The sequence below is a fragment of the Bradyrhizobium sp. 23AC genome (genome assembly GCF_054863025.1).
Map to the genome: position 1 here is coordinate 45,822 of NZ_JAVAYN010000009.1, position 12,883 is coordinate 58,704.

14 protein-coding genes are annotated in these 12,883 nt (G+C 63.1%); 10 read left to right on the top strand and 4 right to left on the bottom strand.

All coding sequences use genetic code 11. The features are described from left to right. Positions 1 to 35: 35 nt before the first annotated feature. Positions 36 to 200 (bottom strand): Flp family type IVb pilin, encoded by a 165-nt coding sequence (locus RAD10_RS21915; RefSeq protein WP_007599783.1) that lies wholly within the window; start codon positions 198 to 200, stop codon positions 36 to 38. A 269-nt stretch (positions 201 to 469) separates the two neighbouring features. Here RAD10_RS21915 and RAD10_RS21920 point away from each other — a divergent pair, with 269 nt between their 5' ends. From RAD10_RS21920 to RAD10_RS21935, 4 genes are all read left to right on the top strand, one after another. Beyond that, a complete protein-coding gene (locus RAD10_RS21920) occupies positions 470 to 1,297 on the top strand; it encodes a sterol desaturase family protein (protein WP_461619224.1) in 828 nt (275 codons plus the stop codon). A 150-nt stretch (positions 1,298 to 1,447) separates the two neighbouring features. After that, complete coding sequence (locus RAD10_RS21925; RefSeq protein WP_461619225.1) at positions 1,448 to 1,945, top strand: pilus assembly protein N-terminal domain-containing protein; 498 nt, start codon at positions 1,448 to 1,450, stop codon at positions 1,943 to 1,945. Positions 1,946 to 2,175: 230 nt separating this feature from the next. Beyond that, the gene (locus RAD10_RS21930; protein WP_461619226.1) at positions 2,176 to 2,757 is read left to right on the top strand and encodes a TadE/TadG family type IV pilus assembly protein; all 582 of its coding nucleotides are present in this window, start codon (positions 2,176 to 2,178) and stop codon (positions 2,755 to 2,757) included. Between the two features lie 23 nt (positions 2,758 to 2,780). Continuing rightward, positions 2,781 to 3,407, top strand: a complete 627-nt coding sequence (locus RAD10_RS21935; protein ID WP_461619315.1) for a TadE/TadG family type IV pilus assembly protein — start codon at positions 2,781 to 2,783, stop codon at positions 3,405 to 3,407. 100 nt (positions 3,408 to 3,507) lie between these two features. On the opposite strand, the gene RAD10_RS21940 is transcribed toward RAD10_RS21935, so the two are convergent. From RAD10_RS21940 to RAD10_RS21950, 3 genes are all read right to left on the bottom strand, one after another. Next, positions 3,508 to 3,720: a cold-shock protein gene (locus RAD10_RS21940; RefSeq protein WP_028142093.1), complete on the bottom strand. Its 213-nt coding sequence runs from the start codon at positions 3,718 to 3,720 to the stop codon at positions 3,508 to 3,510. A 257-nt stretch (positions 3,721 to 3,977) separates the two neighbouring features. Next, entirely contained in the window at positions 3,978 to 4,265 is a 288-nt protein-coding gene (gene infA / locus RAD10_RS21945) for a translation initiation factor IF-1 (protein WP_008131890.1), read from the bottom strand. Between the two features lie 23 nt (positions 4,266 to 4,288). After that, on the bottom strand, positions 4,289 to 5,863 hold the full coding sequence (locus RAD10_RS21950) for a DEAD/DEAH box helicase (protein WP_461619227.1): 1,575 nt from the start codon (positions 5,861 to 5,863) through the stop codon (positions 4,289 to 4,291). A 505-nt stretch (positions 5,864 to 6,368) separates the two neighbouring features. Between RAD10_RS21950 and urtA the strand changes: the two genes are divergently transcribed. From urtA to RAD10_RS21980, 6 genes are all read left to right on the top strand, one after another. Continuing rightward, positions 6,369 to 7,691, top strand: coding sequence for an urea ABC transporter substrate-binding protein (urtA, locus tag RAD10_RS21955; protein WP_026202068.1), 1,323 nt, complete (start codon positions 6,369 to 6,371; stop codon positions 7,689 to 7,691). Positions 7,692 to 7,775: 84 nt separating this feature from the next. Continuing rightward, the gene (gene urtB / locus RAD10_RS21960) at positions 7,776 to 9,383 is read left to right on the top strand and encodes an urea ABC transporter permease subunit UrtB (RefSeq protein ID WP_461619228.1); all 1,608 of its coding nucleotides are present in this window, start codon (positions 7,776 to 7,778) and stop codon (positions 9,381 to 9,383) included. Continuing rightward, entirely contained in the window at positions 9,380 to 10,540 is a 1,161-nt protein-coding gene (gene urtC, locus RAD10_RS21965) for an urea ABC transporter permease subunit UrtC (RefSeq protein ID WP_461619229.1), read from the top strand. The genes urtB and urtC overlap by 4 nt, the downstream gene beginning before the upstream one ends. Positions 10,541 to 10,546: 6 nt before the next feature. After that, complete coding sequence (urtD, locus tag RAD10_RS21970) at positions 10,547 to 11,308, top strand: urea ABC transporter ATP-binding protein UrtD (RefSeq protein WP_018318771.1); 762 nt, start codon at positions 10,547 to 10,549, stop codon at positions 11,306 to 11,308. A gap of 3 nt (positions 11,309 to 11,311) precedes the next feature. Continuing rightward, on the top strand, positions 11,312 to 12,007 hold the full coding sequence (gene urtE / locus RAD10_RS21975) for an urea ABC transporter ATP-binding subunit UrtE (protein ID WP_018318770.1): 696 nt from the start codon (positions 11,312 to 11,314) through the stop codon (positions 12,005 to 12,007). Positions 12,008 to 12,039: 32 nt separating this feature from the next. Continuing rightward, positions 12,040 to 12,870: an urease accessory protein UreD gene (locus RAD10_RS21980; protein WP_461619230.1), complete on the top strand. Its 831-nt coding sequence runs from the start codon at positions 12,040 to 12,042 to the stop codon at positions 12,868 to 12,870. The last annotated feature ends 13 nt before the right edge of the window (positions 12,871 to 12,883 follow it).

Below are 12,883 nucleotides of genomic sequence, written 5' to 3' on the forward strand. Positions count from 1 at the left end.
GAGATCCGGGGCTTTTGCCGTCGTTCGTCGGTTGCTTACTTCAGCGAGCTGCTGATCGAGGTGAACTTGGCGTTCAGCGTGGTGCCGAGGTTGTTGACGACGGTGATGATGGCCAGCGCGATGCCGGCGGCGATCAGACCGTATTCGATGGCGGTGGCGCCGGATTCATCCTTCGCGAAACGTGCAATCAAGTTCTTCATGAACATAACTCCATCTGGGGTGGGGATCGCCTCGTTCGGCGCCGTCTTTGACCCGATGACCATGAGAGCCGAGCTCTTTCGGTAGAGTTAATTCGATCGGGCAAACCCGCTTGCTGCGCGATGCTTTGGCCCAGAGTGAATTTCGTCTTAAGGCGGCGCCTGTAATTCGTTCCGGTTCCGGATGTACCGTCGGCGCGGCGCCGGCTTCACGCTCCCTTAAATTTAGCGGCGTAGGCGTAACAGAGCTGGAATTCGCAAGAGAGGCGACGATGTCGAGCCTGCCCATGCAAGTCGCCCTGATGCTCGGCGAGACCATCGTCAAGGTGATCCCCATCACCTTCGCGCTCGCTGCGGTCTTCACCGTGCTCGAACATTTCTGGGCCTGCAATGCCGGCGCGCCGTGGTGGCGCAAGCGCGAGATCGTCACCGACATCTGTTACTGGTTCTTCGTTCCGGTGTTCGCCCGCACCATGCGGATCGGACTTCTGATCGTCGGCGCGAGCCTCGTCTTCAACATCCACGACGCCGACGAACTCATCGCCTTCTACGACAATGGCCACGGCCCGCTGTCGTTAATGCCGCTCTGGGTCCAGGCCGGGTTGTTCCTGATCCTGTCCGACTTCATGCTGTATTGGCTGCACCGGCTGTTCCACGGCGGCGGGTTCTGGAAGTACCACGCGATCCATCACTCCTCGGAGGAGATAAGCTGGATTTCGGCGGCCCGCTTCCATCCCGTCAATCTCGTGCTCGGCACGATCGGCGTCGACGTCGTGCTGCTGATGGCCGGCATTTCCCCGAACGCGATGGTCTGGCTCTCCCCGTTCACGACCTTCCATTCGGCCTTCGTGCACGCCAACCTGAATTGGAGCTTCGGGCCGTTCAAATATTTGCTGGCGACGCCGGTGTTCCACCGCTGGCACCACACCTCGCTCGAGGAGGGCGGCGACACCAATTTTGCCGGCACGTTCCCGATCTGGGATGTTCTGTTCGGCACCTTCCGTATGCCCGAGGGTAAACTGCCGCAGGATTACGGCAAGGACGAAGCGACCATGCCGAAGGAGATCGCGGGCCAGTTCGCCTATCCGTTCCGCCGCTAGCCTCGAAGGCGGGAAAACGCCAGTCTGTTCAAACAATAGTCGGCGAGTTTGCGGAACGTTCACGAATTAAGGGCAGGTTAGCCGGGTCGGGCACTGGCTCCGTTGTATCGAGTCGCTTCTGCCGGTTTGTGACGTCCCGGGGGTAAGAGTATGCGTAAGGAATTGCTGCGCCAACGGGCGCGCGTTTGTCTTCTGGTTGCGGCCGCGGTGCTGGCATCGCCGGCTGCGGGCCTTGCCGACCCCACCGCCGACACCATCGCGGTCAATGTCGACCAGGCCAAGCTGGTGCGGCTGCCCGGCAAGGTGGCGACCATCGTGGTCGGCAATCCCCTGATCGCCGACGTCACGCTCCAACCCGGCGGCATGATCGTCGTGACCGGCAAGGGCTATGGTGCCACCAATTTCATCGCGCTCGACCGGGCCGGCGAGATTCTGGTCGATCGCCAGATCCAGGTCGAAGGTCCGAGCGACCGGCTCGTCACCGTCTATCGCGGGATCGAGCGCGAGTCCTACAGCTGCGTGCCGCTTTGCCAGCGTCGCGTGACGCTCGGCGACAGCGACACCTACTTCAATAACACGATGAGCCAGGCCGGCTCGCTGAGCGCCAGTGCCAGCGGTGGTGGCGGCGGTCCGCCCAAGTCCAACTAGCGGCACTGATCGGCGGGTTTGCGCAGCCAGCATCCCGCCAGGCTCGCTTTGGGGATACGAGGCAGAGGGCTCTGCGCCCGCGCCGCGCTTTCCGTGGGCTCGGGGCGCTGCTGGTTAACGCATTCTTAACGGCGCGGTCCGTCGGCTGCGGATCGCCTGAAACACTTAGACAATCAGTTTCCGCTATTGAACGGGACAGTTGATCGCCCGTTGCTGGGGAATTTGACGCGATGCCATCGCCTGCACCTTCGAGATTCACACTCCGGAAAGCGCTAGGCCGGTTTTGCGGCAACCGCCGCGGTTCCGCGGCCGTCGAATTCGCCCTGGTCGCACCGATGTTCTTCGGGCTGCTGTTCGCCATCGTCGAAACGGCGCTCATGTTCTTCGCGAGCCAGGTGCTCGAGACCATCACGCAAAATTCCGCGCGCGCGATTCTGACCGGCCAGGCGCAAGCGCAGGGCGGTTCAGTGGCGGCCTGTCAGACCACGCCCAACGTGGTCATGGCGTGCGACCAGACGACGTTCAAGGCTTATGTGTGCACGCAGATCCCGGCGCTGTTTGATTGCAGCAAGCTCTACGTCGACGTCGTGAGCACCAGCTCCTTCGGATCGCTAAGCCTGACGAACTACGGCGATTCCTGCAATTTCAACCCGACCGGCATGCAGTACAGTGCCGGGACCTCCGGCCAGGTGGTCGTGGTGCGGCTGTTCTATCAGTGGCCGCTCATCGTCACCGGCCTCGGTTACAATATCGGGTGCAGCAACAAACGGCTGATGGTGGCTACCATGGCCTTCAAGAACGAACCCTTCTGAGACAGATGGATCCGAGCGGACCGATGCAGGCGATTGTGAATATCTGGCGGAATGCACGTTGTTCCGTGCGCGACTTCGTCGCCGACAAGCGCGCGCTCGCGGCGACGGAATTTGCGGTCATCGTCCCGCTGATGCTGGTGATGTTCTTCGGCACCGTCGAGTTCTCGTCGGCCGTGGCGATAGATCGCAAGGTCACATTGATCGCGCGGGCTCTGTCCGATTTGGCATCGCAGTCGGTCAAGCTCACCGATGCCGACATGAAGGATACGTTCACGGCGAGCATCTCGGTCATCATGCCCTACGACGCTACCCTGGTGAAGGGCACGGTCTCCCAGATCCAGATCGATGCCAACAGCATCGCCACGATCCAGTGGAGCAGGGCCGGCACCATTGCGAGCGGTGCGACGCAAGCGACGCTGGCGACCTCGGCCCGCAAGCCCGGCGACAAGGTCACCAGCATGATTCCTGCGTCGCTGTTGATTCCGTCGACCTACCTCATACTCAGCGAGGCGAGCTACACTTACACGCCTTCCGTAGGCTATGTGTTGAAGTCGAGCATACCCTTGGGCGATCTGTCCTACACCCGACCGCGCCAGGTCGCCTGCGTTCCCTATCCCTATCCAGATAACAACAACCAATCGACGTGCTGACATCCGCGAGCAGGCGCTAAAATGAAAAAGGCCGTGCGTCGCGCACGGCCTTCTTGTTTTCTTTGGCTTGCGCGAGCCGATCGGCCCAACGCTCGGAGGCTCAGCCTTCGGAGCGGAGGTTGTCCGCTGCCGACTTGCCGGAACGGCGGTCGGCCACGATCTCGTAGGAAAGCTTCTGGCCTTCACGCAGCGTGCCGAGGCCCGCACGCTCCACAGCGCTGATGTGGACGAACACGTCCTGGCCGCCGTCGTCGGGCTGAATGAAGCCGAAGCCCTTGGTCGCGTTAAACCACTTCACGGTTCCCATGCTCACGGGGATAGTCCCTTCTCAGATAACACAATGTTAGAGCCTGCTTGCGCAGGCCGGTTAGATCGAATTTTTGGAAGGGTCGTCAGCGTGTCTGAACCGGCTGTACCGGTGGATGCTAATGTCGTCCGGCCGAAAATCGATAAATTCATTTTATCGGAATTGAGGCCTCAAAACAATCCGGACATGCACGATTTTTTGATCCGCCGCGATGTCCGCGGCGGATCCACATAAAGGTCGGAATCTTAGTTCCGCTCAGGCGCCTAGCGACGGCGGAACTGACCGCCGCGCTGGCCCGGACGAGGTGGTCCACCCACCCCGCTGGGACGCTCGTCCTTGTGGCGGAAAATCAGCCGGCCCTTCTCGAGGTCATAGGGCGACATCTCCACCGTCACGCGGTCGCCTGCCAGCGTCTTGATGCGGTTCTTCTTCATCTTGCCGGCGGTATAGGCGACGATCTCGTGTCCGGCGTCGAGCTGCACGCGGTAGCGTGCGTCGGGGAGGATTTCGGTGACCAGTCCTTCGAACTGGATCAGCTCTTCCTTAGCCATGAATTTCTCCAGGTCGTGGACGGCTAGTGCGAATAGGGTTTGCGGTTCGGTTGGCCGTTCGGCCGACTCTCACGGCGCAAAAAGGCAACGCCTTGTATCCCATCAGCTGCCCCGGCGCTATGCGCGGAACGCTGTTCTGGACGACTGCCTGCAGAAGAATGCGTCTTCCCGCCAGAGCGTGGACGACGAGACCCCTTTGAGCCCTTCGGGCCATTGCCGGGCCGCCCGTCAGCATGTCGCGCTTCGCCGCCATGTCGGCCTTCACCGGGGCGTCCATCGCCGTGCTTGCCGGCGCTATGGTGGCGTCCGTCGGAATGTCGTTCGTCGCTACGACGCCCGTCACCGTGGCGTCCCTCGCCATGCCTTGCACCTTGCGGACGCTGGCCCGGGCGGCCTCCGCGACCCTGTCGTTGCTGCGGCGCGGGAGGACCCGCATCGCGGCGGCCGGCGTCGGTGCGGAGATCTTCGCGCGGCAGTGCCACCTTGATCAGCCGTTCGATGTCGCGGAGATAGCTGAGTTCCTCGCCGCCTGCGACCAGCGAGATCGCGGTGCCGTCGGCGCCGGCGCGCGCGGTGCGGCCGATGCGGTGGACGTAGGTTTCCGGCACGTTGGGCAGGTCGAAATTGATGACGTGGCTGATGCCGTCGACGTCGATGCCGCGGGCGGCGATGTCGGTGGCGACCAGGGTGCGGATCTCGCCCGAGCGGAACTGGGCAAGCGTCCTTTCGCGATGGTTCTGCGACTTGTTGCCGTGGATGGCGCTGGCGGGGATGCCTGCCTTCTCGAGCGACTTCACCACCTTGTCCGCGCCGTGCTTGGTGCGAGTGAAGACCAGGGCGCGGTTGACCGGCTCGTCCTTCAGAAGCTTGGTCAGGAAGGCGGGCTTGGCGGAGAAATCGACCTGGACGATGCGTTGATTGATGCGCTCGGCGGTCGAGGAGACAGGGGTCACCGCGACGCGGGCGGGATCCCGCAGCATCGCGTTTGCAAGCTCGGCGATGTCCTTCGGCATGGTGGCCGAGAAGAACAGCGTCTGCCGCTTGATCGGCAGCTTGGCGACGATTTTGCGGATGTCGTTGATGAAGCCCATGTCGAGCATGCGGTCGGCTTCATCGAGCACGAGGAACTCGACGCTCGACAGTTTCAGCCCGTTGCTCTGCACGAGGTCGAGCAGGCGGCCGGGGGTGGCGACCAGCACTTCGACGCCCTGCATCAGCGAGCGGACCTGGCGGCCCATCGGAACGCCGCCGATGGCGAGCGTCGAGGACAGGCGGATGTGGCGGCCATAGGCGTTGAAGCTGTCGAGGATCTGGCCGGACAGTTCGCGGGTCGGCGACAACACCAGGACGCGGGTCGTCTTGGGCTGTGGCTTGATACGGTGCTCGAGCAGGCGATGCAGGATCGGCAGCGCGAAGGACGCGGTCTTGCCGGTCCCGGTCTGGGCGATACCGACGACGTCGCGGCCGGTCAGCGCCGTGGGAATGGTCTGGGCCTGGATGGGGGTGGGGGTGACGTAGTTCTCTTCTTGAAGAGCGCGCGCGATGGGTTCGGCGAGGCCGAAGTCCTGAAACGAAGTCAAAAGAGGGGTTCTTTCCATGTCAAAAGCGCAACGCCCGGCGCATTCAGCGCGGCGCACGCAAAAGGGTGTCGAGAAGACACCTGCGTGTTTGGGGTGTCGGATGGCTTGGGAGATATGGGGCAAGCCAGAGGCCCGTAAGGGCTTAAGAACACGCGGCTCGCGACGACCGCTTGATTCGCAAGAGGTCTCGGCCGCTCATATGGAACATCGAGGGGGCGCTTTCAAGGCAAGCTCGCCCAAAATGGCGATTGCAGTGCAAAAATAGTTATGCCGGAAATTTAGCCAGAACGGGCATTTTGCTTAGAAAACGACCAGCCTGCCGCTTTGGCATACATTTGGATTGCTCAAGATTTGGGCTGGTTCCGGGGCGGGAAACTTTGATTTCTGGCAGTTTTGTCAGCAAAACCAATTGGTTGGCAGGTGCCCAGTCCATGGCATGGTTCTTGCGAATCCGTTAATCGCAGGCGGCCGTGGGGCCGTTTCGCAGCGTTTTTCACGTCTGCGTCAGGGAGATGAGACACTCATGTTTAGCAAATCCACTCACGATATAGCGGCGTCATTTAGCCGCCGCGGCGTGCTCGCCGCGACCGCCGGACTGGTGCTCGGTCTGGCTTCATTGACTGGCGCCAAGGCCGCGGATGACACCATCAAGGTCGGCGTGCTGCACTCCCTTTCCGGCACCATGGCCATCAGCGAAACCACGCTGAAGGACACCATCCTTTTCCTGATCGACGAGCAGAACAAGAAGGGCGGCGTTCTCGGCAAGAAGCTCGAGGCCGTCGTCGTCGACCCCGCGTCGAACTGGCCGCTGTTCGCCGAAAAGGCGCGCGAGCTGATCACCAAGGACAAGGTCTCGGTCGTGTTCGGCTGCTGGACCTCGGTGTCGCGCAAGTCGGTGCTGCCCGTCTTCAAGGAGCTGAACAACATCCTGTTCTACCCCGTGCAGTACGAGGGTGAGGAGAGCGAGCGCAACGTGTTCTACACGGGTGCAGCGCCGAACCAGCAGGCGATCCCCGCCGTCGACTACCTGATGAAGGACGAGAAGGTGAAGCGCTGGGTGCTCGCGGGCACCGACTACGTCTATCCGCGCACCACCAACAAGATCCTGGAAGCCTATCTGAAGTCGAAGGGTGTCGCCCAGGAAGACATCATGATCAACTACACGCCGTTCGGTCACTCCGACTGGCAGACGATCGTGGCCGACATCAAGAAGTTCGGCTCGGCCGGCAAGAAGACCGCGGTGGTCTCGACCATCAACGGCGACGCCAATGTTCCCTTCTACAAGGAACTCGGCAACCAGGGCATCAAGGCGAAGGACATCCCGGTCGTCGCGTTCTCGGTGGGTGAAGAAGAGCTCGCCGGCATCGACACCAAGCCGCTGGTCGGCCATCTCGCCGCCTGGAACTACTTCCAGTCGATCAAGTCGCCGGAGAACGAGAAGTTCATCAAGGCATGGCAGGCCTACACCAAGAATCCGAAGCGCGTGACCAACGATCCGATGGAAGCGCACGTGATCGGCTTCGACATGTGGGTCAAGGCGGTCGAGAAGGTGAAGTCGACTGATCCGGACAAGGTGATCGACGCTCTCCCGGGCATTGAAGCCAAGAACCTGACCGGCGGCGTGTCGAAGATGCTGCCGAACCACCACATCACCAAGCCGGTGTTCATCGGCGAGATCAAGGGCAACGGCCAGTTCGACGTGGTCTGGAAGACCCCGGGTCTCGTCGCGGGCGATGCCTGGTCGAAGGAGCTCGACGGCTCCAAGGACCTGGTCGGCGACTGGGTCGGCAAGAAGTGCGGCAACTTCAACACCAAGACGAACAAGTGCCTCGGTTCGGGCTCCTGATCCGGATCTGACACGCCATAGCACGCCCGGAGAAGGCGGCGATCCCGCCGCCTTCTCCACTCATTTCTGCCGGGGTCATTCACAGTGCCAGCCCATTTGTCCGCGCGCCTCTGCTCGCTTGCGCTCTCGTTGTTCCTGATCGCGTTCACGCTGCCGGCCCTCGCCGGTCCGTTCGAGGATGCGGTCGCCAAATTCGCCAACGATGATTATTCCGATACCGACGAGGCGATCGGTGTGGTCGCAAGCAGCGGCAATCCGCTGGCTTTCCCCATCATCAGTGCGCTTCAGGACGGCCGCCTGATGGCCGACCTCGACAGCAAGAAGGTTTACGTCACCGGCACCGACGGCAAGTCGATCGATGCCGCGACCGGCCAGGCGGTGGCCAGCGTTCCCGACAGCGCGAGTGCGGTCCGCCTCAACAACCGCCTGCGCCGCAGCGTCGACGCCGCGCTGGGCAGCCTGACGCTTCAGTCGCCGGACGTCGGGACGCGGCTCCAGGCAGCGCAATCCGTCTTCAAGTCGCATGAGGAGACCGCGCTCGAGGCGGTCGACGGTGCGCTCGCCAAGGAAACCAACAGATCCGTCAAGGCTGCGCTCGGCGACGCCCGCGCGGCCATCCTGCTGTTCAAGTCGGACGCCACCGAAGTCGAGAAGCTGGAGGCGGTGGCCACCCTCAAGGGGCGCGGCGATCAGGAGGCACTGGCCCTGCTCACAGGCATGGGCGACCAGCCGGCGTCGGTGACCAAGGCCGCCGCGAGCGCGATCGGCTCGATCCAGAACTCGCTCGCGGTCTGGTCCATGGTGCAGAATGCCTGGTACGGCCTCTCGCTCGGCTCGGTGCTGCTGCTCGCCGCGATCGGGCTCGCCATCACCTTCGGCGTGATGGGCGTGATCAACATGGCGCACGGCGAGATGGTGATGATCGGGGCCTACACCACCTTCGCGGTGCAGGAGGTGATCCGCACCCGCTATCCCGGCCTGTTCGACTATTCGCTATTGATCGCGGTGCCGTTGGCCTTTGTCGTCGCCGGCGCGATCGGCGTGCTGATCGAGCGCAGCATCATCCGTTTCCTCTACGGGCGTCCGCTGGAGACGCTGCTCGCGACCTGGGGCCTGTCGCTGGTGCTGCAGCAGGCCGTGCGCACCATGTTCGGCCCGACCAACCGCGAGGTCGGCAATCCCTCCTGGATGAGCGGCGCCTTCGAGCTCGGCCAGATCACCATCACCTATAACCGGCTCTGGATCCTCGTGTTCACGCTCGCCGTGTTCGCGATCCTGCTCGCGATGCTGCGCTACACCGCGCTCGGCCTCGAGATGCGCGCGGTGACGCAGAACCGCCGCATGGCGGCCTCGATGGGCATCGCCACCTCGCGCGTCGACGCGCTGACCTTCGGGCTCGGCTCCGGCATTGCCGGCATCGCCGGCGTGGCGCTGTCGCAGATCGACAATGTCAGCCCCAATCTCGGCCAGAGCTACATCATCGACAGCTTCATGGTCGTGGTGTTCGGCGGTGTCGGCAATCTCTGGGGCACGCTGGTCGGCGCCTTCACGCTCGGCATCGCCAACAAGTTCCTGGAGCCGGTCGCCGGCGCCGTGCTCGGCAAGATCGCCATCCTGGTTCTCATCATCCTGTTCATTCAAAAGCGCCCGCGCGGCCTGTTCGCGCTCAAGGGCCGTGCGGTGGAAGCATGACCCCTCACATGCTGACGCGATCGCTGGACCGCAGCGCGACGATCTTCCTTGCCGTCGTCGCGGCCTGCGGCATCCTCATCCCGCTCTCCAATTTGCTGCTGCCCGCGGGCTCGTTCCTGCAGGTGCCGACTTATCTGGTCGCGCTCTGGGGCAAATATGTCTGCTACGCGATCCTCGCGCTTTCGATCGATTTGATCTGGGGCTATTGCGGCATTCTCTCGCTAGGCCACGGCGCCTTCTTCGCGCTTGGCGGCTACGCGATGGGGATGTATCTGATGCGGCAGATCGGCACCCGCGGCGTGTACGGCAATCCGATCCTGCCCGACTTCATGGTGTTCCTGAACTATTCGAAGCTGCCCTGGACCTGGTACGGCTTCGACATGTTCTGGTTCGCGGCGCTGATGGTGCTGCTCGTGCCCGGCCTGCTGGCCTTCTGCTTCGGCTGGCTCGCGTTCCGCTCCCGTGTCACCGGCGTGTATCTGTCGATCATCACGCAGGCCATGACCTATGCGCTGCTGCTCGCCTTCTTCCGCAACGACTTCGGCTTCGGCGGCAACAACGGCCTGACCGACTTCAAGGACATTCTCGGCTTCAACGTGCAGGCGGAGGGCACCCGCGCGGCGCTGTTCGCGCTGAGCTGTCTGGCACTGATCGCAGGCTTCCTGATCTGCCGCGCCATCGTCTCCTCCAAGCTCGGCAAGGTGCTGATCGCGGTGCGTGACGCGGAGTCGCGCACGCGCTTCCTCGGCTACCGCGTCGAATCTTACAAGCTGTTCGTGTTTACGGTCTCGGCCTGCATGGCCGGCGTCGCCGGCGCGCTCTACGTGCCGCAGGTCGGCATCATTAATCCAAGCGAATTCGCGCCCGGCAATTCGATCGAGGCGGTGATCTGGGTCGCGGTCGGCGGCCGCGGCACGCTGGTCGGCGCCGCGCTCGGGGCCGTCGTCGTCAACTACGCCAAGACGTTTTTCACCTCGGGCGTGCTGGCGCCGTACTGGCTGTTCATGCTGGGCGCATTGTTCATCCTGGTGACGCTGCTGCTGCCCAAGGGCATTGTCGGCACTTTTAACGCCTGGTGGGACTCGTCGAAAGATAAGCGCAACGCCGCGAGCGCTGCGGCCGAAGACGGCGTCACCGAACCCAAGATGGCGGAGTAGGCGCAAATGAACGTCATGGATAACCGCGCGACCTCCGCAATGCTCTATCTCGACGGCGTGCACGTCTCGTTCGATGGCTTCCACGCCATCAACAATCTGTCGCTGACACTCGAGCCCGGCGAGATGCGCGCCATCATTGGTCCCAACGGTGCCGGCAAGACCACGATGATGGACATCATCACCGGCAAGACCAAGCCCGACGAGGGCACGGTTCTGTTCGACGGCGTCACCGATTTGACGCGACTGGACGAGACTCGCATCGCCGAGCTCGGCATCGGCCGCAAGTTCCAGAAACCGACCGTGTTCGAGAGCCAGACCGTGCAGGACAACCTCCTGCTCGCGCTCAATGTCGATCACAGTGTCAAGGGTACGCTGTTCTGGCGCGGCAGCAAGGCCGAGTCCGAGCGCATCGACAAGGTGCTGGAGACGATCCGTCTCACCGAGGCCCGCAACCGACTTGCCGGCAGCCTCAGCCACGGCCAGAAGCAGTGGCTCGAGATCGGCATGCTGCTGGCGCAGGACCCGAAACTGCTCCTCGTCGACGAGCCCGTCGCGGGCATGACCGACGTCGAGACGCATCTGACAGCCGAGCTGCTGAAAGAGATCAACAAGACCCACACCGTGATGGTGGTCGAGCACGACATGACCTTCGTGCGCGAGCTCGGTGTCAAGGTCACCTGTCTGCACGAAGGCACCGTGCTCGCCGAAGGAACCATCGACCAGGTCTCGTCCAACGAGCGGGTCATCGAAGTCTATCTGGGACGCTGAGCGATGCTTGAGGTCAAGGATATCAATCTGTTCTACGGCGCGGCGCAGGCGCTGCGCGGCGTCTCGATCTCGGCCGAGCCGGGCAAGGTGACCTGCGTGCTCGGGCGCAACGGCGTCGGCAAGACCTCGCTCTTGCGCGCCATGGTCGGGCAATATCCGATTTCGTCGGGCGCGATCGTGCTCGACGGCAGCGACATCACCGGCCTCAAGCCCTATGAGCGGGCGCGCAAGGGCATCGGCTTTGTGCCGCAGGGCCGCGAGATATTTCCGCTGCTCACGGTCGAGGAGAACCTCAAGACCGGCTTCGGTCCGCTCAAGCGCGAGGACAAGCACATTCCGGATGACGTGTTCTCGCTGTTTCCGGTGCTGCAATCCATGCTCGGCCGGCGCGGCGGCGATCTCTCCGGCGGCCAGCAGCAGCAACTCGCGATCGGTCGCGCGCTGGTGATGCGGCCGAAATTGCTGCTCCTCGACGAACCGACCGAGGGCATCCAGCCCTCGATCATCAAGGACATCGGCCGCGCCATCTCCTATTTGCGCAACCTCGGCAACATCGCCATCGTGCTGGTCGAACAATATCTCGACTTTGCCTGCGAACTCGGCGACAGTTTTGCCGTGATGGATCGCGGTGCGGTGAAATTCACCTGCGATCGCGCCAATTTGGACGCGAGCGAGATCAGCCGCCAGATGGCGCTGTAAGCCGTTCTGCCGCGACCGGCTGGGGGAGGCGGATGCGCAGCGACGTTTCGGTCACGTCAGGGGTTTTCGAGGCAAACCGTGCCCGCGGCGCGGTGCGCTTCGACGTCCATGCGCGTGACGGCGTGACGCGGCGCGGCGTCTTGCATGAATCCGGCTCGCTGCGCGTGCGTTTTCCTTCGCCGGAAGGCGAGGGGCTCTCCGGCGTGTTCGTCAACACGGCGGGCGGCGTTGCCGGTGGCGACAGTTTCGAGATCGACATCGCGGCGGGCGAGCGCTCGCGCCTGACCTTGACTACGGCGGCCGCCGAAAAGGTCTATCGCGCGCCCGGGACGGCGGCGCGGCTCAACATTTCCTTGAAGGTGGACGCGGGAGCGCATCTGTCCTGGCTGCCCCAGGAAACGATCTTGTTTGACCGCGCCCGGGTCCACCGCCGCTTCGATATCGAGCTTGATGATGCCGCCTCGCTCCTGCTCTGCGAGATCGTGGTGTTCGGCCGCACTGCCATGGGCGAGCGGATGGAGCAGGGCGAGTTCGTCGACCGCTGGCGGCTACGGCGTGGTGGCAGGCTGGTGTTTGCCGAGACCATCAGGCTCGACGGCAATATCGGCGCAAAGCTTGAGCGATCCGCTGTCGCCAAGGGCGGTGCCGCGATCGGCACGGCGCTGATCGTGCCCGGTGACGAGGCTCTGATCGAGCGCATTCGCGAGGCCTCGGACTCATTCTCCGGCGAGGTCGGAATCTCGGCGTGGAATGGCTTTGCAATGGCCCGGTTCTGTGCCCAAGATGCGGCGCGGTTGCGGGCCGACATGATGGCCGTGCTGGCGCGCACTGGAACGGCCCTGCCGCGACTCTGGCTTAACTGACCGGCTGAATTGA